We start from the raw sequence: 22,513 nt of genomic DNA on the forward strand, positions 1-22,513 counted from the left end.
GCCGCCCGCGGTGACGCCCCTCAGACGCGGCGCCGCTTCCAGGCGCCGCGGCGGAACATGAGCCAGCCCGCGACCGCGAGCGTCGAGAACGCCACGGCGATCGCGATGGGCACGCCCGCCGAGCCGATCCCCGCGGCGCGCGAGAGCCCCCAGCCGAGCGGGATCTCCCAGAGCCAGAAGCAGGCGAAGTTCAGCATCGTGGGCGTCCACGTGTCGCCGGCGCCGTTGAACGCCTGCGTGAACACGATGCCGAAGCCGTAGAACAGGAACCCGCACGCCACGATCCGCAGCGTCTGCGTGCCGGCCCGGAGCACCTCGACGTCGTCCGTGAACGCGCCGACGATCGCGCCGGCGGCCACCGCGAAGACAAGGCCGACCGCGCCGAGCATGACCGTGGTCCAGAGGCCCGCGCGGTAGACGGCGGCCTCGGCCCGCTCGGGGCGCCCGGCCCCGAGGTTCTGCCCCACCATCGTCGCGGCGGCGTTCGCGAGCCCGAACGCCGGCAGGATCGCGAACGCGATGACCCGCATCCCGATCGTGTAGCCGGCCAGCGCCGCGCTCCCGAACGGGGCGAGGATGCGCACCATGCCGATCCAGCTCGCCGTGCCGATGAGCGCCTGCAAGGCGCCGTTCGCGAAGAGGCGGAGCAGCGCCGCGAGCGCCGTCGGATCGGGGACGAGGTGCCGCGCCTTCACCTTCACGCGACCGCCGCCGCGCGCGAGCAGGAACACCTGCAGCGCGACGCCGGTCCCGCGGCCCAGCGTCGTCCCGACCGCCGCGCCGGTCACGCCGAGCTCCGGGAATGGACCCAGGCCGAAGATGAAGCATGGGCCGAGCGCCATGTTCAGCGCGTTCGAGAGCCAGAGCACCCGCATCGACAGCGCCGCGTCGCCGGCCCCGCGGAAGATCGCGTTCATGACGAACAGCATCAGGATCGTCGCGTTGCCGAGCAGCATGATCGAGGCGAACGGCGTGCCGGTCGCGATCACCCCGGCGGTCGCCCCCATCGCCTCGAGCAGCCGCGACGCGAGCAGCCCGCCGGCCGCCGCGATGGGCAGCGAGGCGACGAGCCCGAGCAGGATCGCCTGCCCCGCCATGGCGGCCGCCTCCTCGTGGCGCCCCTCGCCGACCCGCCGCGCGACCGTCGAGGACGCCGCGACCGAGAGGCCGAGCCCGAGGGCGTACACCACCGCGAGCAGCGACTCCGTGAGCCCGACGGCGGCGACCGCGTCGGCGCCGAGCCGCGACACCCAGAAGACGTCGACGACGACGAAGAGCGACTCCATGAGCATCTCCATGACCATGGGGATCGCGAGCAGGACGATCGCCCTGTCGATGGATCCCTTGGTGAAGTCGTGCCCGCTGCCGCTCACCGCGTCGCGGAGCGTCGACCAGACGCCGGCGCCGCGGCGCAGGCCGGGCGAGGGCGCATCGGGCTCCGCGCCCGGGTCATCCGCGCGCAGGTCGCGGGCAGGAGGCGTGGCATCGTCGCGCATGGGGCGAGCAGGCTGTTCGCGGGTGCGCGCCCTGTCCAGCGCCTTCGCGGGTCCGAGCGCCCGTCCTCGAGGGGGCAGCCAGACTTGCCGGTTCTCTCCGCGTTCCCCTTTCCCGGGTTCGCCGCGCCGTCAGCGGATCGAGAACGGATCCCTGTCGCGCGCGCTGAGCTCGACGCGGAGCGACGGCAGCTCGGCGCGGAGGCGCTCGGCCAGGCGCTTCAGCGCGGCGCGCTCGCTGTTCGAGTGCAGCGCGCACACCACGGTGACGCCCGCGCTCGCCGCCTTGAGGGCGTCGTGGTGGCGCAGCTCGCCGGTCAGGTAGAGCTCGGCGCCCTGCGCGATCGCGTCGTCGAGGAGCGCGCCGCCCGCGCCGGCGCACGTCGCCGCGCGGGAGACGGCGCGCTGCTCGGGGCCGGCCACGAGCAGCGCGTCGACCCCCAGAGCCCCCTTGATGCGGCCGAGCAGCTCGCCGACCGGCGCGGCGCCGGCGAGCGGCCCGATCCGGCCGATGCCGGCCCGCAGCGGCTCGACGGCGAGCTCGACGAGGTCGAACGCCACCTCCTCGTACGGGTGCGCGGCGCGCATGGCCTGCAGCACCGCCTCGGTCCGGTCGCGGGGAAAGACCATCTCCAGCCGCACCTCGGTGACACGCTCGAGCCGGCCCTTCTCGCCCACGGTGGGGTTCGTCCCTTCCTCGCCGAGGAACGTGCCCGTCCCGATCGTCCGGAAGCTGCAGCGGGAGTACCGGCCGATCCGGCCCGCGCCCGCCTCGGCGAGGGCGTCGGCGACGGCGTCGACGTGATCCTCCGGGACGAAGACGACGAGCTTGTGCTGCCACGCTTTCGGCGGCGCCCGCCTGAGCGGCGCGCGATCCCCGGAGATCCCGAGCGCGTCGGCGAGGACGTCGTTTGTGCCGCCCTCGGCGACGTCGAGCGCGGTGTGGGGCGAGTACAGCGCGATGCCGTCGCGGATCGCCGCGAAGACGGGGCTCGGCGCGACGACGCGCTTCACGGCCTCGAACAGCGGCGGATGGTAGGCGACGACGAGATCGCAGCCGAGATCGCGCGCTTCCCGGGCGACCTCGGGGGTGTAATCGATGGCGAGGAGCGCCGCCGACGAGGGCCGCCCGGGGTCGCCCGCCAGGAGGCCCACGTTGTCCCAGGGCTCGGCGAACCGGAGCGGGGCGATCGACTCCAGCGCGGCGATGACGTCTTGGAGGAGGGTCATGCGCGCATCTATACCAGTATACCAGCGGCGGCGGAGCGAGCCAGCGAGCCAGCGAGCCAGCGAGCCAGCGAGCCAGCGAGCCAGCGAGCCAGCGAGCGACGGTAGAGCCGCCGTGTCGTGCGTCGAGCTCCGAGTGCGCCAGTAGACCCACGCCGACTCCGGCGCTCTCACCGGAGGACTCACGCGCTCACCATCGACCACGGATTGCCACCCTCGCGACAAAGCGCGCAGAATGCCGACCAAGATCGCTCAAGCGACCGAGCACAAGCGCCCTGCGCCAGATCACGTGATGACGCTGGGTGGTGTTTTCATGTCCATTCAGGATCTCTCGCGATCCATGCCAGTCACGCAAACATAATATCTGGCTGGATCATCGGCCGCCCTCACGTGATTGTTCCACCGAGAGAGGCGAGCTGCCCGTGTCAAGCCGCGAGCACGACTGTGGCCGCGTATTTGCTTTGAAGGGAAAGGCACTCGCGAGGGGGCCTTGACGGCGACGTGGCGTGACGATCGCGAGCGACGGTCGCGCCACTCGATGGGCGGGTTGGCCGTCAAGTTACATCAGCAGCGGAGAGGCTGGCGGCGCTTGCGGCCTCTCCTTGGCAGCGCTCCGTCGCGCCGCGCCCAGGCTCCTCCGGGGGGATGGCGCGGCGCTCTCCGACCTCCGGGGGCGACGGGCGTATCGGACCGAGCCAGGAAAGGAAGATCCCATGCAGCGCTTCAAGTCACACCTCTCCACCGTTGCCCTCACCGCAGCGTGCGCGTTCGCGTCCGGCTGTCTGAGCATCGACGCCGGTGACGAGGAAGCGGGGCCGAACCCCACCGCCTCCGGAACGCTGACCGTCGCCGTCGCCAATGGCGAGGCGCGGTACATGCTGGAGCGGGAAGACGGGGTGTTCGTGCGCCTCGACCTGGACTCGCTGACGGCGACGGCGACCCCCGGCGCCGAGCCGTCGATCGACTGGCGCACGGCCAGCGGCTCACCGGTGGACGTGTTCGGCACCGAGGGCGACGACGGCACGATCGTCGTCGACGTGATGCGGCCGGCCGAGGGGATCGGCGAGCTGACGAGCGCGCTCGTCACGACCGGGACCAAGCGCGTCCTGGCGCTGCGCGTGCAGTTCGACGGCGGCCAGACGCTCGGCACGGAGCAGGACGTGCGCAACACCCTGGCCGGCGCGGCGACCCACCTGGCGGGCTCCTCGTTCGGGAAGATGCAGCTCGAATACGACGTCGCCGGCCCGTTCAACATCGCCTTCGGCAAGTGCGATGACTACAACCGGTGGCAGAACGAGGCGAAGGCCGCGGCGCGGAGCGCCGGCTTCGACCTCGGCGCGTACCAGCACTTCATGATCATGGGGAAGATGGATTGCGGGTATGCCGGCATGGGCGCGCAGCCCGGCAGCGCCACCTGGATCGCCGGCCTCTGGCCCGAGGTCGTCGTGCACGAGCTCGGCCACAACTTCGGCCTGTGGCACGCCTCCTCGCGGACGTGCCGCAACGGAGGGGCGACGGTGACCATGAGCAACGAGTGCACCTTCGACGAGTACGGCGATCCGTTCGACCCGATGGGCAACGGCGGGAAGCAGCACTTCAACGCCAACTACAAGGCGAACCTCGGGTGGATCCCGTCGTCGCAGGTCATGACGGCGGCCAGCGATGGAACCTATACGCTCGCCCCGATGACCGAGGCGAGCAGCGGGATCCAGCTCCTCCGCGTCAAGGGCCCGAACGACATCATGTACCAGGTGGAGTTCCGCCAGCCGGCGCCGACGAACGTCATCGACTCGCGCAACAGCTCCGGCCGCGGCGTCCTCATCCATGCGTTCTTCACGCAGGCGCGAGAGAGCGGCCGGGCGCACCTCCTCGACATGGTCCCGGGCGGGAACTTCAGGGACGCGCCGCTCGCGGTCGGCGCCTCTCATCAGCTCTTCGGGACGAACGCGACGCTGAAGCTCCTCTCGGTGTCGCCCACGGGCGCAGCGGTCCAGATCTCCGGCCTGGGCGGCACCGGCGGCACGGGCGACCCCGGCGACCCGGGCGACCCCGGCGATGACGGCGGCACCGGTTCCACCGGCCAGAGCCTGGCGGTCCTCCATTCCGGCAAATGCATGGGCGTCAACGCGGCGAGCCTGGACAACGGCGCCACCGTCGTCCAGCGGCCATGTACCGGGGCGAGCGACCAGCAGTGGCAGATCGAGAGCATCAGCGGCACCACGGCGGTCGTGAAGAACGTGAACAGCGGAAAGTGCCTCGACGTGCGGGGGTCCAGCCGGAACAACAGGGCGAACATCACGCAGTCAGATTGCGACGGCAACAAGAACAGCCAGAAGTGGAATCTCATCGACCGCGGCAATGGCGTCGTCTCGCTGCGCTCGGTCAACAGCGGTAAGTGCGTGGACGTCTCGGGGGCCAGCACCGCCGACGGCGCCAGCTTCATCCAGTACACGTGCAGCAGCGGAACGAACCAGCGGTTCCGGCGGCAGTAGCGCGTCCGGGGCGCGACGGCCCGGGGGCGCCGCCCGGCCGTCGCGCAGCAGAGCGGCGGGTCGCGGCCCGATGGAAACAGCGGATCTCCCCGGCCAGGCGCCGCGCCTCGGGACCTCCTGTCGAAGCGTTGCGCTGCGCAGGAGGATGGATGAACCTCCCTTCGATGAACCGATTCGCTCTGGGGCTCGGGGCCGCCGCGGCGTGGTTCGCCCTCTCCGCCGCGGCGCCCGCGCTCGCCAACGGCCGATACCCCTCCGCCGGCCAGATCCTCGTCGATCCCGCCGATCCTGACCACATCGTCGTCCGCGCGACCTACGGCGCCCTCGTCACGCGCGACGGCGGCGAGCGGTGGTCATGGATCTGTGAGACGGCCATCGGCTACAGCGGCTTCGAGGATCCCATGATGGTCGTCACAGGCGACGGCTCGATCCTCGCCGGGCTCTTCGACGGGCTGAGCGCGACGCACGACCGCGGCTGCGATTGGCAGCTCGCCGAGGGCCCGCTCGCCCGGCGCAACATCGTCGACCTGTCGATCGACCGCGCGGACCCCGCGAGCGTCCTCCTGCTCGGCTCCAGCGTCATGGCCGGCGACGCGATCTTGACCCAGGTCTGGGAGTCGAAGGACGACGGGAGGACCTGGACCCAGACCGGCGCCGATTTCCCGAGCACGTTCCTCGGCGTGACCCTGGACAGCGCGCCGAGCGATCCGCGGCGCATCTACGTGAGCGGGCGCCGGAACGGACCCACGTTCCAGGGGATCGTGCGGCGCTCGGACGATCGCGGCGCGACCTGGGAGGAGCTCGACGTCCCTGGCAGCGACGATCGCAACCTGCCGTATCTCGGCGCGGTGGACCCGGAGGATCCCGACGTCGTGTATGTGCGCCGCGACGGCGACGGCGCGGACGCCCTGCTGGTCTCGGAGGACGGGGGCGTCACCTGGCGCGAGGTGTTCCAGGCGGTGAGCCTCCTCGGCCTCGCCCTCTCGCCCGACGGGACGAGGATCGCGGTCGGCAGCGACATGGATGGCCTGTGGGTCGCGCCGACGGCGACCCTGGAGTTCACCCAGGTGGGGCAGCTCGGCGTCCGCTGCCTGACCTGGACGCCACAGGGCCTCTTCGCGTGCGCCGACGAGCCCCTGGACGGCTTCACCGCGGGCGTCTCCACGGACGGGGGCGAGACGTTCTCGCCGCTCCTGACGCTCGACCGCCTCTGCGGCCCGCCGCCGGACTGCGGGGGCGAGAGCTCGACCGGCCGGACCTGCCCCGAGCTCTGGCCGGGGACGGCGAGCTTCCTCGACGCCGCGGACTCGTGCGAGGCCGGCGCGGACCCCGGCGGCACGGCGGGCGCGGGGGGGAGCGGGGCGAGCGCCGGCGGGAGCGCGGAGGGCGCGGGCGCAGCCGAGTCGAGCGCCGGCGGCGGCTGCTCCTGCGAGGCGTCGGGCGGAGGGCGCGCCGGCGTGCTCCTGAGCTGCCTGGCCGCGGCCGGCGGCTTGCTCCTGCGCGCGCGGCGGCGCGGGCGGAGCTGCCCTGGGCGATGACCGGGACCGGGTTTGTTGGCCGGTCCAGCCGCCTCGACGGACACTGGCGAGACGGTCGCGATGAAGAAGTGGAGCTTTCTCGCCCTGGGACGCAGCTACGAGATCATGGATTATGGCCCGAGGTTCGGCATCGAGGTCACACGGAACGGTTACACGGTGTGGACCGGCTACCGTGATGGAGCGCGGCTCGTAACCGACACGAGCACCCTGCCCGCGCGCGAGCTCACGGCGCTCCGCGAGGAGCTCGCGCGGGGAGCGACCTCCCGGGACGCCACCCCGGCGGCGGACGCGGGCCGGCGCGCGCGCCGGCCGCAGCGCGCGGTCGAGCAGCTCGATCTGCTCGGGGCGCCCCTCCTCGGCAGCTGCCAGCGCTGAGCCGCGAGGCTGCCGGGGTACGGTCGAACGGTCAGACCTCCAGCGCGCTCTCGATCACGCGATGCACGAGGCCGTAACCTTGGGCCTCGCGCGCCGTCATCCACAGGTTGCGCTCGGTCTCCTGCGCGATCTTCGCGGGCTCCTTCCCGGTCGCCTCGGCGAAGATGCGGTTGAGCCGGTCGCGCGCGGCCAGGATCTGGGCCGCCTCGATCTCGATGTCCGACGCCGGGCCGCGCACCCCGCCGAGCGGCTGGTGCAACAGGAAGCGCGTGTTCGGGAGCGCGAACCGGTGCTCCCTCCGCGCGGCGACGAAGATCAGCGCGCCCGCGCTGGCGACCCACCCGGTGCCGATCACCTTGACCTCGGGCCGGATGAAGCGAATCACGTCGTAGATCGTATCCCCCGACTCCACGTGTCCTCCCGGCGAGTGGATGAGGAGCCGGATCGGCTCCTCGCTCTCGTTCGCGAGGGCGAGCAGCTGCGCCGTCGTCGTCTGCGCCAGCTCGCTGGTGATCTCCCCGAAGATCAGGATCGTCCGGCTCCTCAGGAGGCTGCTGCGGACCTCCTCGGGCAGCGCGCGGGGGAGCAGCTGTTCTTCGTTCGGCGTCGCATCGAAGCGCATCATGGCCCCGAGCTTCCGGCCGCCCCCGCCCGCGCGCCATGACCGTAAAGCGCGGAGTCATGCCCGCGCGTCTCGACCGCGAACGAGCGCTGGACGAGCGGCCTCGGCGCGGCAACCCTGCGGCATGGAGATGAATGACGACGTGGAGCGGCAGCTTCCCCGCGGCGTGGCGGTCTCCCGGCATCATGGGCATCCTGGGGCGCTCTTTCGTGGGGCCGCGGGTGATCCGCCGAGCCTCCACGTCGTCGTGCAAGGCTCCTTTCACCTCTCGCAGGACGGGGAGCACGTCCTCCCGCTCGATCCTGGCGACCTCGTGCTCCTCGGGTTCGGCCCGCGCGGCGCGGCGCCCTGCGAGCAGAGCCTCCGCTGCGTCGCGCCGCCGCCCGGCGCCGCTCCCGCGCCGGCGGAGCTGCTCTCGGCCACCTACGCCGCCGCGCCCGCCGGGCCGCTCGCCTCCCTCGCGCCCGTGGTCCACCTCGCCGCCGGCGAGGTGCGGTGCGCGCCGGGGCTCTCGGCCGTCGTGAGCCTGCTGCGCGCCGCGCTCGCGGATCCTTCCCCGGGGCAGGCTCGGTTGGCGCGCTCGCTCCTCGATCCGCTGCTCGCCTACGCGCTGCACTGCCACGAGCGCGCGCGCGCAGGGCGCGCCGCGGGCGCCGTCGATCGGCGCGTCGCGCGCGTGCTCCGGCTCATGCAGGAGAAGCCGGCGGAGCGCTGGACCATCGAGGCGCTCGCGAAGGCGGCGGGCCTCTCCCGCGCCGCGCTCGCGCGGCGTTTCCTGGCCGAGCTCGGCGTCCCGCCGCTCCGCTACCTCGCCGAGCTCCGCATGCAGCGGGCGGCCGAGCTGCTCGCCGAGGGCGACGGCGCGCTGGCCGCCGTCGCGGCCGAGGTCGGGTACGACTCGGAGTTCGCGTTCAGCCGCGCGTTCAAGCGGCACACGGGCGAGGCGCCGGGCGCCTTCCGCCGGCGCAGCCGCTCCGAGGGCGCCGCGTTCCGCCTGCCGCCCGTCCGCGCGGCGGCGTGAGCGCTTCGCCGGGCGGCCAGGGAGCTCACCGCCCCGCGCCCTCTCCGGGGAGGCACATCTTCCGCCCCGCGCTGTCCGCGATCTGCTCGCAGGCCTTCAGGCCCGCCGGGCAATCCTCGGCGCTGTCGCAGTACGCCGAGCAGTGCCCCGGCTGATCCAGCGCGCCGGTCCGGTGCAGGCACCGCCCGTGCTGGCACTCGACCGCGGTCATGCACGCCTCGCCGAGCGCCAGGCCCTGCGGCCTGCTGCACACGCCGCCCGGACCCTCGTCGCGCGAACGGCACACGGACCCCGCGCCGCACTCCCGGTCGACCCGGCAGCCCGTCGAGCAGACGCCCCCGATCGCAGCGCACACCGACGACGCGCACTCCGCGCCGTCCGCGCACGCCTCGCCGAGCTCCTTCTTCGCCGCCTTCACCCCGGACCGCTCATCGCAGCCCACCGCCGCGCAGAGCAGCCCCAGCACCCCGGCGAGCGCGACCCCCCCGGCGCGTCCGAACGCCCTGCCACCGCGTCGCCCAGCCCGCTCTCCGTGGACCATCCGCCGACCTCCCGAGGCTCCGGCTGGCGACGTTCGCGTGGCGCACGAGGTCGCCGGGCCGCCGGCGCTCCTAGCACACCGGCGACCAGGAGTGATCTGCAACCCCAAGACCCGACGGAACCTCACCCGGGCCCGTCGTGCAGCCCACCAGTCCGGCCCGGATCCGTCTAAAGTGCGCCGCCATGGCTAACCCGATCGACGTCGATCCCAACCGTCAGAGAGAAACCCCCGCCCAGCGAGACACCCCTCAGCAAGACGTCCCCGCCGCTTTTTTCCGCGGAAGCCCGGCGCCGGACGCCCGCACCGGCATGCACCCGGTGGCGCTCCGCCGCGCCTTCGCTGACCACCTCCACTACTCGCGCGCCCGGGAATCCCTCTCCGCCACGCCGTTCGACCGGTACGTCGCCCTCGCCCTCTCGGTGCGCGATCGCCTCGTCGACCGGTGGACCAAGACCCAGCACACCTACTACGAGAAGGACGTCAAGCGCGGGTACTACCTCTCCGCAGAGTTCCTCCTCGGCCGAGCGCTCGTCGCCAACCTGCAGGCGCTCGACATCTACGACAGCTACAAGACCGTCCTCGGCGAGCTCGGCCTCAGCCTCGACGAGCTCGCCGAGCAGGAGCCCGACGCCGGGCTCGGCAACGGCGGCCTCGGGCGGCTCGCCGCCTGCTTCCTCGACTCCATGGCCACCATCGGCCTGCCCACCTACGGGTACGGCATCCGGTACGAGTTCGGCATCTTCGAGCAGGTCATCCGCGACGGCTACCAGGTCGAGCGCGCCGACGAGTGGCTCCGCTTCGGCAACCCCTGGGAGGTCGAGCGCCCCGAGCACGCCGTCCCGGTCTCGTTCGGCGGCTACACCGAGCGCGTCCCCGACAAGCGCGGCGGCTTCCGCGTGATCTGGCGCCCCTCCGAGCAGGTCATCGGCGTCCCCTTCGACACGCCCATCGCGGGCTACAAGTCGAACACCGTGAACACCCTCCGGCTGTGGTCCGCCCGCGCGGGCGAGGAGTTCGACTTCGAGCTCTTCAACGCCGGCGACTACGTGCACGCCGTCCACGAGAAGAACCAGTCGGAGGTCATCTCCAAGGTCCTCTACCCGAACGACAACTTCGACAAGGGCAAGGAGCTGCGCCTGCGGCAGGAGTACTTCTTCGTCGCCTGCTCCATCGCCGACATCGTGAACCGCTACAACCGGGTCCACCCGGACTTCTCGCGCTTCGCCGAGAAGAACGCGATCCAGCTGAACGACACGCACCCCGCCATCGCGATCGCCGAGCTGATGCGCGTCCTCGTCGACGACCACCTCCTCGCCTGGGAGGACGCGTGGAAGCAGACGACCGCGTCCTTCGGGTACACGAACCACACGCTCCTGCCCGAGGCGCTCGAGCGCTGGCCCGTCGCGCTCTTCGAGCGGCTCCTGCCGCGGCACCTCGAGATCATCTACGAGATCAACCGGCGGTTCTTGCGCGAGGTCATGGACGCCCACCCGCAGGACCACGACCGCGTGGCGAGGATGTCGCTCGTCGAGGAGGGGCACGAGCGCCACGTGCGCATGGCCCACCTCGCGGTCGTCGGCTCGCACTCGGTGAACGGCGTGGCCAAGCTCCACTCCGAGCTCGTCAAGCGCGACCTGCTCCGCGACTTCTACGACCTCTGGCCCGAGCGGTTCAACAACAAGACCAACGGCGTCACGTTCCGGCGGTGGCTGCTCGCCTGCAACCCCGCGCTCGCCGCGCTCGTCACCGAGAAGGTCGGCCCGCGCTGGGTGACCGAGTTCGAGCGGCTGCGCGAGCTCGAGGGCCACCTCGGCGATCCCGAGTTCATCGAGCGGATCGCCCGGGTGAAGCGCGAGAACAAGGAGGCGCTCGCGAAGATCATCGGCCATGAGCTCGACATCCACGTCGACCCCGCCTCGCTCTTCGACGTCCAGATCAAGCGCCTCCACGAGTACAAGCGCCAGCTGCTCAACGCGCTCCACATCGTCGCGCTCTACCTGCGCCAGAAGCGCGGCGAGCAGGTGACGCCGCGGACCTTCATCTTCGGCGCCAAGGCGGCCCCCGGCTACCGGCAGGCGAAGCTCATCATCAAGTTCATCCACGCCGTCGCCTACGTCGTGAACGGCGACCGGCGCCACACCGGGCTGCGGGTCGTGTTCATGCCGAACTACCGCGTCTCGCTGGCCGAGCACATCATCCCGGCCGCCGACGTCTCCGAGCAGATCTCGACCGCGGGCATGGAGGCGTCGGGCACCGGCAACATGAAGCTCGCGCTGAACGGCGCGCTCACCGTCGGCACGCTCGACGGCGCCAACATCGAGATCCGCGACGCGGTGGGGCCGGAGAATTTCTTCCTGTTCGGCCTGACCGCCGACGAGGTGATCGCCCGCCGCCACGCGCACTTCGAGGGGCGCGACGCCGTCGCGGCCGACCCGGAGCTCCGCGAGGTGATCGACCTCATCTCGTCCGGCTTCTTCTCCCCGGAGTACCGGGAGCTCTTCCAGCCCCTGCTCGACCGGCTGCTCGGCCGGGACGAGTACATGATGCTCGCCGACTTCAAGGCCTACTCCGCCTGCCAGCGCGAGGTGGACGCGGCCTACAACGACCGGAAGAGCTGGCTGCGCAAGTCCACGCTCAACATCGCCCGCGTGGGCGAGTTCTCCTCCGACCGCACGGTGCGCGAGTACGCGCGCGACATCTGGGGCCTCACGCCCGTCGACGTCGACCTCGGCGCCACCCCGTCGCTGCTGTGACCGCATGACCCCGCCGTCCCCCCGCGCGCGCCCGCGCGCCAGGGGACGGCGCCCCTGCCGGGCGGCCCCGGCGGCGCCTCCGGGCGGACCCGACAAGCCTTCAGCGCGGCCCCTGAGCGGCCTCTGACCAGAACGCCACGGCGGACGGAAAATCCAGGGCCGCGCGTGGCGGAACACGTTCCGGCGGAGCATGCTTCCCGGAGCGGGAGCCTCCTTTGTCGGCCGCTCGCGGAGGCGGGGGGCTTGCTATCCTTCCCGACGGATTTATGCCGAACGATCCTGAGGAAAGAGAAGACAAGCAGGGCGACCTCGCGACGGAGCGGGAACGGAAGGTCGAGAAGGCCCGCCGCTACAAGGTCGTGTTCCACAACGACGACTACACGACGATGGAGTTCGTCGTGCTTGTCTTGATGAAGTTCTTCCACCGCACCGAGACGGAGGCCACGCACATCATGCTGAGCGTGCACCACCGCGGCCACGGGATCGCGGGCGTGTACACAAAGGATGTCGCGGAGACCAAGGTCGCCCAAGTCCAGGACTTCGCCAAGGAGCACGGAATGCCCCTTCGGTTGACCGCCGAGCCGGAATGACCATGCGCATCAGCCCCGAAGTTGAGATCGCCTTTTCGCTCGCCACCCGGGAGGCCTCGCGCCGCCGGCACGAGTTCGTGACCATCGAGCACCTGCTCTACGCGCTGCTCTTCGACGAGGAGACGGCCGAGGTGCTCCGGCACGCGGGGGGCGACACCCCGCTGCTCAAGAAGAAGCTGGAGCGCTTCCTCGACGAGGAGATCGAGGCGCTGCCAGACGACGCGGACACGAGCCCGACGCTCTCGCTCGGGTTCCAGCGCGTCGTCGGCCGCGCCGCGATGCACGTGCAGTCCTCGGGCAAGAAGGAGCTCAAGGGGGCGAACGTGCTCGTCGCGATGTTCGCCGAGCGCGACTGCCAGGCCGTGACCCTCCTCGGCGAGCAGGGCATCAGCCGCTTCGACGTCGTGAACTACATCGCGCACGGCATCTCGAAGACCGGCCAGGACGACAGCCTCCGCGAGGAGGCGTCGGAGGAGAGCGGCGAGCCCGGCAACGGGCAGTCGATCAAGGACCCGCTCGCCGCGTTCACGATGAACCTCAACAAGGAGGCGGCCGAGGGGCGCATCGATCCGCTGGTCGGCCGCGAGAACGAGGTCTCCCGCACGATCCAGGTGCTCGCGCGGCGGCGCAAGAACAACCCCCTCCTCATCGGCGACGCCGGCGTCGGCAAGACGGCGATCGTGGAGGGGCTCGCGCAGCGGATCGAGAAGAAGGAGGTGCCCGCGCCGCTCAAGGACGCGACCGTCTACGCGCTCGACATGGGCGCCCTCCTCGCCGGCACGAAGTACCGCGGCGACTTCGAGAACCGCCTCAAGGCGGTGCTGCGCGCGCTGGAGAAGCAGCCGGGCTCGGTCCTGTTCATCGACGAGATCCACACGATCATCGGCGCGGGCGCCGCGAGCGGCGGGACGATGGACGCCTCGAACCTGCTCAAGCCCGCGCTGACGTCGGGCCGCCTGCGCTGCATCGGCGCGACCACGTTCCAGGAGTACCGCGGCCACCTCGAGCGCGACAGCGCGCTCGCGCGGCGCTTCCAGCGCATCGAGGTGCCCGAGCCCTCGGTCGACGACACGACGCAGATCCTGAAGGGCCTCCAGAAGCGCTACGAGGAGTTCCACAAGGTCACGTACACGCCCGACGCGATCGAGGCCGCGGCCAAGCTGTCGGCGCGCTACCTCCAGGATCGCCGGCTGCCCGACAAGGCGATCGATCTGCTCGACGAGGCGGGCGCCGCGGCGCGCCTGCGCCACGGCGACGGGTACACGGTGGAGACCGCGGACATCGAGCTCGTCATCGCGAAGATGGCGCAGATCCCGCCGCGCCAGGTGTCGACCTCGGACAAGGCGCAGCTCAAGGATCTCGAGGGGTCGCTGCGCTCGGTGATCTTCGGCCAGGACGAGGCGGTGAAGCAGCTCGCGTCCGCGATCAAGCTGTCGCGCGCGGGGCTGCGCGCGCCGGAGAAGCCGATCGGCTCGTTCCTGTTCTCGGGCCCGACCGGCGTCGGCAAGACCGAGCTCGCGAAGCAGCTCGCCAAGGCGCTCGGCATCGGCTTCCTGCGCTTCGACATGAGCGAGTACCAGGAGCGCCACACCGTCTCCCGGCTCATCGGCGCGCCGCCCGGCTACGTCGGGTTCGATCGCGGCGGCCTGCTGACGGAGGCGGCGGCGAAGACGCCGCACGCGGTGCTCCTGCTCGACGAGATCGAGAAGGCGCACCCGGACGTGTTCCAGGTCCTGCTCCAGGTGATGGACCACGGCACGCTGACCGACAACAACGGCAAGAAGAGCGACTTCCGCCACATGGCGCTGATCATGACGAGCAACGTGGGCGCGCGGGAGCTGGCACAGTCGCGGGTCGGCTTCGGCGAGCGGGGCACGGCGGGCGACGACGACAAGGCCTACAAGAACACGTTCAGCCCGGAGTTCAGGAACCGGCTGGACGCGCGCATCATGTTCCGGCCGCTCGATCCGTCGGTGATGGGGAGCATCGTCGACAAGTTCATCGGCGAGCTCGCGGCGATGCTCGCGGACAGGTCGGTCACCGTCGAGGTGACCGAGCGGGCGCGGGCCGCGCTGGCGACGCGCGGGTACGATCCGGCGAACGGGGCGCGGCCGCTCGGGCGCGTCATCGAGAACGAGATCAAGCGCCGGCTCGGGGATGAGCTGCTCTTCGGGGCCCTCGAGAACGGGGGGAACGTGACGGTCGACTTCGAGGGGGACGACTTCACGTTCAAGTTCACGGCGGCGAACGGGGGGGACGCCGAGACGCCGAGGGCGAACGCGGCGGCGGTGGAGCCGGAGGCCGTCGGGTAGCTCGGAGGCGACGGAGCCAGCGGGGAGGGGGTGCCCGTGCGCGCGGGCCCCCTCCCCGCTGGCTCTTCCCAGCTGGCGAGGGTCAGTTCAGCGAGTGCGGCATCGCGAGGGTGAAGGGCGCGATCTCGGCGTCGAAGGCGCGGCCGTCAGCGCGGTGCATCTGGTAGGTGCCGCGCATCGTGCCGCGAGGGGTCTCGAGCACACAGCCGCTCGTGTACTCGAAGTGCTCGCCAGGCTTGAGCGAGGGCTGCTGGCCAACCACCCCGGGGCCGCGCACCTCCTCCACCTTCCCGCTGCCGTGCGTGATGATCCAGTGCCGCGTCCTCAGCTGGGCAGGCTCGGTGCCTTCGTTCGCGATCCGCACGGTGTAGGCAAAGACGTAGCGATGCTCCGTCGGGGATGACTGCGTGGGGACGTACACCGTCGAGACGGTAACCCGGATGCCCTGCGTGATGGCTGTCGACACAACCACGCACTGCCACCGCTGCGCCGCGCGCACAAGGGTCCGGCCGCGCGGAGCGCGCCGGGACAGAGGCGGTCGGGCTCCCCGAGCGGCGGCGTTGACAGCCTCCGGCCTCATCCTCAGGTTTCGTCGAACCTGGGGTCAACCAGCCGTGGAGGAACCCGCCGTGGGCGAACAAGACCGTATGGGTGCTCGAGATGCTGCAGGCGAGCGGTTCGTCCCGATCGCGATCCTGCCACCGGCGCACGGCGAGAGGGCGGCGATGGTCGAGAGCAGCGATGCCCCCGGCGGAGAGGGGGAAAACCACGGGCTCGGGCTCACGGCCATCGGGCCCGTCACGCCGGAACGCAAGGTCCGCGAGTGGGCCCTCGTCCTCCAGTCGAGCGAGCTTTGGCACGCGGTGCGTTACACCCAGGCAGGCTGGGTGCTCCTCGTGCGCGACGAGGACTATGCCTTCGCCGCAAGCTCGATCGATCGGTACGAAGCGGAGAACCGCGACTGGCCCCCGCGCCGCCCGCGCGAGCGCCCGCGCCACCCGCCGTCCATGGTCGCGGGCGTCGCGTTCGCCGCGCTCGCCCTCTTCTTCTTCCTCGTCACCGGCCCCGCGAGCGGCGGCGGGCGCCTGTTCCAGCGCGGCGCCTCCGTCGCCGACCTCGTCGTGGGACCCGAGCCGTGGCGCGCCATCACCGCGCTCACGCTGCACGCCGACTCGGCCCACGTGATCGGCAACGTCATCTCCGGGACGATCTTCGCGTCCGCCGTGCAGCGCCGCCTCGGGCCGGGCGGCACCGCGCTCGCCCTCGTCGCCTCGGGCACGCTCGGGAACCTCGCGAACGCGCTCTGGCACCAGAGCCTCGGCCAGCACCACGCCTCGATCGGCGCCTCCACCGCGGTGTTCGGCGCGATCGGGCTGCTCGCCGCCACGCAGCTCATGCTCGACCGCGCGCACGACAAGGACAGCGGCGAGAAGCGCCACCTCCTCCAGCTCGTCGCGCCGCTCGTGGGCGGCCTCGCCCTCCTCGGCGCCCTCGGCGCGAGCCCGCGCGCCGACCTCGGGGCGCACGCCTTCGGCCTGATCAGCGGCGCCGGGATCGGGCTCGTCGCCGGCCTGTCGCTGCGCAACCGGCCCTCGCCGCGCCGCCCCCTCGTCCAGGTCGCGCTGGGCGCGACCGCGGCCGGGCTCGTCCTCGGCGCGTGGCAGCTCGCACTCCACGCCTGACGCGCGACCTCAGTCGACCGGCCAGATCCCCACCGTGCCGCCCACCCAGGTCAGATCCCGGTTCTGATCGACCCCGAGCATCCTCCCGCGCGATAGCCGCACCAGGTTCAGCACGAGCGAGAGCTCGGGCTCGTCCGGCGCGCGCAGGAACATCATCCGGACCTCGGCCTTCACCCCGGTCCCGTCAGGCATCAGGAGCGCCGGCTCGTACGCGATCTTCTCCTGGAGCAGCCACCTCGAGCGCTCCCCCTCCGGGATGGCCGCGATGTGCTCGGGCGTGACGTCGACCTTCACCCCGGAGCCCGCGAAGGAGAACAGCGGCTTGAGCACGTAGCGCTCGAGATCCGGAGGCACGCCCTCGAGCGCGCTCAGGGTCCGCGCCCGCGGGACCGCCGGATGGTCGAGGTAGGGCAGCGTGTACTTCGACCAGGTCCAGTACCAGTTCGGGTGCGAGCACCACGTGACGTCGAGCGGCTCGTCGTACCGGAACGGGAGCTCGACGCGCTTCGACTCGAGCTCGTCGAACACGACGCGGTTGTACAGCCGGCGGACGGGGACGAGCCGCCCGTTCACGCGGCGGAACAGCCGGTTCCTCTCCCGGACGAGCGCCGTCGGGCAGACGGCGTCGACGCCGACGAGGAGCTTCGTCGCCACGAAATCCGGGTAGGTCTTCTGCTGCTCCGGCGCGAGATCGAGCAGCACCACCGACTCCTCGGGCTCGCCCGCGAGGATCGCGCGGCGCAGCTGCGCGACGACGTCGTCGCGGCTCCGGCCCCCGAAGCAGCACGACCAGCGCCGGTCGAGCCCGGGCATCCCGGCGAGCACCTCGGCCATGATCTCGGTCTGCACGAGCATGAGCGCGTACAGCGACGGGAACGCCTGCAGCTCGACCACCTTGCCCTCGAGCTCGCCGTCCGGACCGCGCACGATCGCGAAGTCCACCTGCGCGCAGTTGGGGAGCGCGTCCATGCCGGGGACGTCGAGGTGCGCGGGGATGGCGCGCTTCATCTGCTCGATGAGCGCCGGGCGCGAGATCTGCTGAACGATCTCCGTCGCGGAGCGCTCGAGGTCCTCGCGCAGCCTGCCCGGCAGGAACAGCGGCGTCTCGGCGACGCGGAACGGGATCGAGCATCCGAGCCGCCGCTCGAGGCGGCCCAGAGTATCCGCGTAGATCGACGGGCCGAAGGCAGCGTTGAAGGCGCGCCGGAGGGTGGGCTCCATGAATTTTGGTGGTATCACGGCGGCGCGCGTGGCTGCACGACCGACAGCGCCTCCGTCTGGAGCGCTGGAAGCGCCCTCGCAGATCCGATCCGGCTTGAGGCTCCGGGCGCGGCGACTACAGTCGCGGCGAACCCCCGCCGAGGCACCCCACGATGATCAAGCTCCGCTCCGCCATGGTCCTGCCGCTCGTCGCCACGCTCGCCGCGGCGTGCTCGAAGACCCCCGAGCCGACGGCCACGTCGGCGCCCGAGCCGCCGGCGACCAGCAAGCCCGCGGCGCCCGCCCCGACGCCGGCGCCCGCCGGCGGCCAGCAGGCGGCCGCGGGCGAGCTCGTCTGGGACGCCCCCGCGAGCTTCGAGAGCGCGCCGAACCCCAACACGATGCGCAAGGCCACGTACAAGATCAAGCGCGCCGCGGGCGACACCGAGGACGCCGAGCTCAGCATCAGCCAGGCCGGCGGCAGCGTGGACGCGAACATCACGCGCTGGGTCGGCCAGTTCTCCCAGAAGAGCGACGACTCTCCGAAGCGCACCGAGCTCAAGGTCAAGGACATCCAGGTCACGGTCGTCGAGGTCAAAGGGACGTTCGCCGGCTCCGGGATGCCCGGCATGCCCGCCCAGGATCCGAAGTCGAGCTACGGCCTGCTCGGCGCGATCGCCGAAACGCCCTCCGGCGACCTCTGGTTCCTCAAGATGACCGGCCCCGAGAAGACGGTCACCGCGGCGCGCGCCGACTTCGACAAGCTCGTGGACAGCCTGCGCGTGAAGTGATCCGGCGCGCGCCGCCGTGCGCCGCGCCCTCACGACAGGAGCTCGGCCGCGCGCCGCGCCCTCAGTACGCGACGTCCCCCTCGAAGAACCTCGCGAACGCAGGCGGCAGCGCCGCGGCGCCGCCCTCCGCGAGCGGCGGGCGCGCGCTCGAGAGCGTCTGCCAGAGGAGGATCGTCTCCCCCGGGTGCTCCCGGCCGATCTCGCGCAGCGCGGCGAGCGCCTTGGCGCTGTACGTGATCTCCCCCGGCACGCCGATGAGCCGCTCCACCTCGGGGATCGCGGCGATCGACGCGGGGGTCGGCGCGCCGTAGCCGGGGCCGATCGCGCGGTGATCGATCGCGAAGCGGACAGGCGGGAGCCGCCGCCGGGTGAAGCGCGGCGCGCGCCGGGCGAGGAGGCGCATCATGTTGCGGACCTCGTACCGGACGACGGCGCGGTTCGAGGCGACGCGCTCGGTGATGCGCACGCCGACGATCGTGGTCGGCCAGCCGAGCATCGCCGCGCCGAGCGCGAGCCCCGCCAGCGTCCCGCCCGTCCCCGAGGGGACGACGATGCGATCGGGACGCGGCGCCTCGCCGCGCCGGACCTGCTCGGCGAGCTCGAGCATGGCGTCGACGTAGCCGAGGCACGGGAGCGCGGCCGAGGCGCCGGGCAGGATGAAGTAGGGCCGCTCGGCCCGGCGCAGCGCCCGGATCGCCCGGAGCGCGGTGGTCGCGTACCCGCCGCCGTGGACGAGCTCCGCGCCGCTGGCCGCGTCGGCGAGGAGCGCGCTGCGGCCGAACCGGGTGATCGGCTGGTCGAACAGGACCGCGACGACGGCGAAGCCGAGCGCCCGACCGAAGAGGGCCGTGGCCATGACCTGCGTCGACGCGAGCCCGCCGACCGTGACGAGCGTCCGCGCCCCGCGCCGCTCCGCGTCGGCGAGCAAGAACTCGAAGCGCCGCACCTTGTTGCCGCCGTAGAGCGGCGAGATCACGTCGTCGCGCTTGACCCAGACACCGCCGCGGCCGAGGTAGCCCTCGATCGCAGCGCAGGGGACGACCGGCGTCGGCGCATGCGCGAGGGGACGCCAGGGGATCCGCCCCGAGAGCTCGGGCAGCTCGGCGAAGAGCGGCAGCTCCCGGGAAGCGGGGAGGGAGCTCCGCGTCGCGCCGGCGGTCGCCGCTGCGCCGGGCGCCCCGGCGGCTCCGCCGGGCGCCCCGGCGGCTCCGCCGGGCGCCCCGGCGGCTCGCCCCTCCTCGTCGTCAACCACCCGCGCCACCCGCGCTCCCACGCGCTCAGGCGCGCGCCGCCGCGCCGTGCCCCGCCGGGGAGCCGCCCGGACCCGCCTGCTCGCCGGCGTCGCTCGGGTCGTCCGCCGCCGCGGCGCCGAGCCGGCCGCCGCCCACGACCAGCGGATCGCTCAGGTACGTGTCCGTCAGCCGCTTCGGCCCCGCGAGGCCGAGCAGCCGGAGCGGCGAGAGGAGCACCGAGAGCACCCACGACGCGAGGCCGAACGCGAGCTTGCCCGCGTACGCCTCCGCCACGAGCGCGAGCTTGCGGGCGGCCGACATCGACGAGAGCGGCGCGTCGGTCAGGCCGATGCGCGTCAGCCGGAGCTCCGCGATCCGCACCGAGTGACGGACCAGATCGGGCAGGCGCTTCAGCGCCGGGTGGTCCTTCGGCAGGCGCTTCTTCATGAACGCGTCGAGCCGCGACACGCCCCAGAGCGACACGAGCGCGAGGCCGAGCAGCCGCCGCCGGAGCGCGGGCCTGCCCGCGATCGCCTTCCTCGTCTGCTGCTCGCCGAAGTCGACGTGGCGCTCCTCCTGCCGCACGCCGCGCTTCAGGATCGCGACGATCTCCGGCTCGTCCACGGTGTCGATCATCGCGTAGAACGCCTGGAGGACGAGGCCCTCGCCGAGCGCCATCTCGAGGGCGACGTGCTCGGACCAGTCGCCGCCCATGAGGCCGGTCGCGAGGAAGCGCACGCTCCAGGCGGCCTTCTCCGGCGGCGCGCCGAGGATCTCGAGGATGCGGAGGAAGTTGCCGACGTGCTGGAACTCCTCGACGGCCTGGCGCGCGAGGAAGCGCGCGGACTCCAGATCCGGGGCGTTGTAGAGCCAGTGGCCGATCTGGACGCCGGTGATCTCTCCGTAGAGGAACTGCTGGACGGCCCAGACGATCACGTCCTTGTCCTTGACGGGATCGAGCTTGGCGCCCTGGAAATCGAACGCCATCTCTTCGCGGGTCACCAGCATCGTTCGCCTCCGGAGCGGTGAATTTAGCCCAGATCGCGGCCCCGGGCAGGCCCGAGACGCAGCGCTCGGCGTGGTCCTGGGCCGCCGCGCCCGGGCCCTTGCTCGGCTCGCCCGGGCGGAGCCGGCGTCCCCCGTGGTATACGGCCGCGGCGGCGGCATCAGGAACCGCCGACTTGAACCTCAGGAGAAGCACCATGGCGCGCGTCCACAACTTCAACGCCGGCCCTGCCGGGCTCCCCCTTCCCGCCCTCGAGCGCGCTCAGCGCGAGCTCCTCGACTTCGAGGGGACGGGCATGTCGATCATGGAGCACAGCCACCGCGGCAAGGCGTTCGATGCGGTGCACAAAGAGGCGATCTCGCTGCTCCGGCAGCTGCTCGGCCTCTCGGACGACTACCACGTGCTGTTCATGCAGGGCGGCGCGGCGATGCAGTTCGCAGTCGTGCCGATGAACCTCCTGCCGCCCGGCAGGAGCGCCGACTACCTCCTGACCGGCGGCTGGTCCGAGAAGGCCCTGGACGAGGCGAAGCGCGTCGGGACCGTCCGCGTCGCCGCGAGCACCGCCGTCGACAAGCGCTACACCCGCATCCCCCACCAGAGCGAGCTCTCGCTCGATCCGAACGCTGCCTACGTCCACATGACGACGAACAACACGCTGTTCGGGACGCAGTGGCACTGGCTGCCGGAGACGGGCGACGTGCCGCTCGTCGCCGACATGTCGTCCGACATCCTGTGGCGGAAGATGGATATCTCCAGGTTTGCCCTGATCTACGCCGGCGCCCAGAAGAACATCGGGCCGAGCGGGATCACGGTCGTGATCGCCCGGAAGGACCTTGTTGACAGCGGGCGAAAAGACATTCCTGTCATTTTCCGTTATGCCACTTACGCAGCCAACAACTCGCTCTACAACACACCTCCGACATTCGCAATCTACCTCATGCGCAACGTGCTCGCGTATACGCTTGAGATCGGTGGGCTCGAAGAGGTCGAGCGGCGGAATCGCAAGAAGGGTGAGCTGTTGTACGAAACCCTCGACGCACATCCGGAGATTTTCCGGGCTCCGGTCGAGAAGGAGAGCCGTTCGTTCATGAACGTGGTGTTCCGGCTGGCCAGCGAGGAGATGGAAAAACGCTTCGTCGCCGAAGCGGCAAAGGAGGGTATGGTGGGCCTCGCCGGACACAGGTCGACCGGGGGTATCCGGGTTTCGATCTACAACGCAGTCTCTGTGGAGTCGGTGGAGCGCCTCACGGCGTTCATGCGGGACTTCGCCAAGAGGGCATGACGCGCAGCGGGAGCACGACATTCTCGGTATTTCCAGGCTCACCTCGGTTTTCAAAAGCGTCTCTGGTGAGCTTCCCCTCAATTCGTCGCGTCCCAACCTTCAGCCCGCTTGACGTTGTTCCGCCCGGTACAACAGGCCCCCGCGGAAAGGGCCTGTCGGCCTTTCCGCAGCTGGGAGGGAGGCGGTGAACGCCGCTTCCCGATCGGCACCGGGAGGGGATGGCGAACGCTGGATCCCCGACCGATACCGGGAGGGGGCGGACATCGCCGGCCTCGCCCGGACCGGCCGGGGACGGAAAGCGCCGCCCTCGACCGGCTCGCAGGCCCCGTTCGGAGACCTGAATCGAGCGAGCCAAC

General features: G+C 71.7%; 18 protein-coding genes. 10 read left to right on the forward strand and 8 right to left on the reverse strand.

Annotated elements, in window-relative coordinates; all coding sequences use genetic code 11:
• Window positions 1-20 precede the first annotated feature (20 nt).
• Together WMF17_RS22850 and WMF17_RS22855 are read right to left on the reverse strand one after the other, a co-directional pair.
• Window positions 21-1,496, reverse strand: a complete 1,476-nt coding sequence (locus tag WMF17_RS22850) for an MATE family efflux transporter (RefSeq protein WP_437595192.1) — start codon at window positions 1,494-1,496, stop codon at window positions 21-23.
• A 129-nt stretch (window positions 1,497-1,625) separates the two neighbouring features.
• The gene (locus WMF17_RS22855; protein WP_437651267.1) at window positions 1,626-2,723 is read right to left on the reverse strand and encodes a Nif3-like dinuclear metal center hexameric protein; all 1,098 of its coding nucleotides are present in this window, start codon (window positions 2,721-2,723) and stop codon (window positions 1,626-1,628) included.
• A 710-nt stretch (window positions 2,724-3,433) separates the two neighbouring features.
• On the opposite strand from WMF17_RS22855, the gene WMF17_RS22860 reads away from it, so the two are divergent.
• The 3 genes from WMF17_RS22860 (at window position 3,434) to WMF17_RS22870 (ending at window position 7,125) form a co-directional block, all read left to right on the forward strand.
• On the forward strand, window positions 3,434-5,212 hold the full coding sequence (locus tag WMF17_RS22860) for an RICIN domain-containing protein (protein ID WP_437651269.1): 1,779 nt from the start codon (window positions 3,434-3,436) through the stop codon (window positions 5,210-5,212).
• 164 nt (window positions 5,213-5,376) lie between these two features.
• Entirely contained in the window at window positions 5,377-6,750 is a 1,374-nt protein-coding gene (locus WMF17_RS22865) for a WD40/YVTN/BNR-like repeat-containing protein (RefSeq protein WP_437651271.1), read from the forward strand.
• A 60-nt stretch (window positions 6,751-6,810) separates the two neighbouring features.
• Entirely contained in the window at window positions 6,811-7,125 is a 315-nt protein-coding gene (locus WMF17_RS22870) for a hypothetical protein (RefSeq protein WP_437651273.1), read from the forward strand.
• Window positions 7,126-7,156: 31 nt separating this feature from the next.
• On the opposite strand, the gene WMF17_RS22875 is transcribed toward WMF17_RS22870, so the two are convergent.
• Window positions 7,157-7,750, reverse strand: coding sequence for an ATP-dependent Clp protease proteolytic subunit (locus WMF17_RS22875; protein ID WP_437651275.1), 594 nt, complete (start codon window positions 7,748-7,750; stop codon window positions 7,157-7,159).
• 127 nt (window positions 7,751-7,877) lie between these two features.
• Between WMF17_RS22875 and WMF17_RS22880 the strand changes: the two genes are divergently transcribed.
• A complete protein-coding gene (locus WMF17_RS22880) occupies window positions 7,878-8,768 on the forward strand; it encodes an AraC family transcriptional regulator (protein ID WP_437604293.1) in 891 nt (296 codons plus the stop codon).
• 25 nt (window positions 8,769-8,793) lie between these two features.
• Here WMF17_RS22880 and WMF17_RS22885 read toward each other — a convergent pair whose 3' ends face one another.
• Window positions 8,794-9,309 carry a hypothetical protein gene (locus WMF17_RS22885; RefSeq protein WP_437595200.1) on the reverse strand — a complete coding sequence of 172 codons (516 nt, stop codon included), beginning with the start codon at window positions 9,307-9,309 and terminating at the stop codon, window positions 8,794-8,796.
• A gap of 182 nt (window positions 9,310-9,491) precedes the next feature.
• Here WMF17_RS22885 and WMF17_RS22890 point away from each other — a divergent pair, with 182 nt between their 5' ends.
• From WMF17_RS22890 to clpA, 3 genes are all read left to right on the forward strand, one after another.
• Window positions 9,492-12,062, forward strand: a complete 2,571-nt coding sequence (locus tag WMF17_RS22890; protein ID WP_437643237.1) for a glycogen/starch/alpha-glucan phosphorylase — start codon at window positions 9,492-9,494, stop codon at window positions 12,060-12,062.
• A 266-nt stretch (window positions 12,063-12,328) separates the two neighbouring features.
• Window positions 12,329-12,652 carry an ATP-dependent Clp protease adapter ClpS gene (clpS, locus tag WMF17_RS22895; RefSeq protein WP_437494666.1) on the forward strand — a complete coding sequence of 108 codons (324 nt, stop codon included), beginning with the start codon at window positions 12,329-12,331 and terminating at the stop codon, window positions 12,650-12,652.
• Window positions 12,649-14,964, forward strand: a complete 2,316-nt coding sequence (gene clpA, locus WMF17_RS22900) for an ATP-dependent Clp protease ATP-binding subunit ClpA (RefSeq protein WP_437595202.1) — start codon at window positions 12,649-12,651, stop codon at window positions 14,962-14,964. The genes clpS and clpA overlap by 4 nt, the downstream gene beginning before the upstream one ends.
• Before the next feature lie 82 nt (window positions 14,965-15,046).
• Here clpA and apaG read toward each other — a convergent pair whose 3' ends face one another.
• Window positions 15,047-15,430, reverse strand: a complete 384-nt coding sequence (apaG, locus tag WMF17_RS22905; protein WP_437604294.1) for a Co2+/Mg2+ efflux protein ApaG — start codon at window positions 15,428-15,430, stop codon at window positions 15,047-15,049.
• Between the two features lie 181 nt (window positions 15,431-15,611).
• On the opposite strand from apaG, the gene WMF17_RS22910 reads away from it, so the two are divergent.
• A complete protein-coding gene (locus tag WMF17_RS22910) occupies window positions 15,612-16,646 on the forward strand; it encodes a rhomboid family intramembrane serine protease (protein WP_437595203.1) in 1,035 nt (344 codons plus the stop codon).
• Between the two features lie 9 nt (window positions 16,647-16,655).
• Here WMF17_RS22910 and WMF17_RS22915 read toward each other — a convergent pair whose 3' ends face one another.
• Window positions 16,656-17,867: a hypothetical protein gene (locus tag WMF17_RS22915; protein WP_437643239.1), complete on the reverse strand. Its 1,212-nt coding sequence runs from the start codon at window positions 17,865-17,867 to the stop codon at window positions 16,656-16,658.
• Window positions 17,868-18,019: 152 nt separating this feature from the next.
• On the opposite strand from WMF17_RS22915, the gene WMF17_RS22920 reads away from it, so the two are divergent.
• Window positions 18,020-18,637, forward strand: coding sequence for a hypothetical protein (locus WMF17_RS22920; RefSeq protein ID WP_437643241.1), 618 nt, complete (start codon window positions 18,020-18,022; stop codon window positions 18,635-18,637).
• A gap of 61 nt (window positions 18,638-18,698) precedes the next feature.
• On the opposite strand, the gene WMF17_RS22925 is transcribed toward WMF17_RS22920, so the two are convergent.
• Window positions 18,699-19,889, reverse strand: coding sequence for a 1-aminocyclopropane-1-carboxylate deaminase/D-cysteine desulfhydrase (locus WMF17_RS22925; protein ID WP_437643242.1), 1,191 nt, complete (start codon window positions 19,887-19,889; stop codon window positions 18,699-18,701).
• A gap of 25 nt (window positions 19,890-19,914) precedes the next feature.
• Window positions 19,915-20,877 carry a ferritin-like domain-containing protein gene (locus tag WMF17_RS22930; protein ID WP_437643244.1) on the reverse strand — a complete coding sequence of 321 codons (963 nt, stop codon included), beginning with the start codon at window positions 20,875-20,877 and terminating at the stop codon, window positions 19,915-19,917.
• A 194-nt stretch (window positions 20,878-21,071) separates the two neighbouring features.
• On the opposite strand from WMF17_RS22930, the gene serC reads away from it, so the two are divergent.
• Window positions 21,072-22,157 (forward strand): 3-phosphoserine/phosphohydroxythreonine transaminase, encoded by a 1,086-nt coding sequence (gene serC / locus WMF17_RS22935; RefSeq protein ID WP_437595208.1) that lies wholly within the window; start codon window positions 21,072-21,074, stop codon window positions 22,155-22,157.
• Window positions 22,158-22,513 lie beyond the last annotated feature (356 nt).

The organism is Sorangium sp. So ce362 (assembly GCF_051519845.1).
Lineage (GTDB): Bacteria > Myxococcota_A > Polyangia > Polyangiales > Polyangiaceae > Sorangium.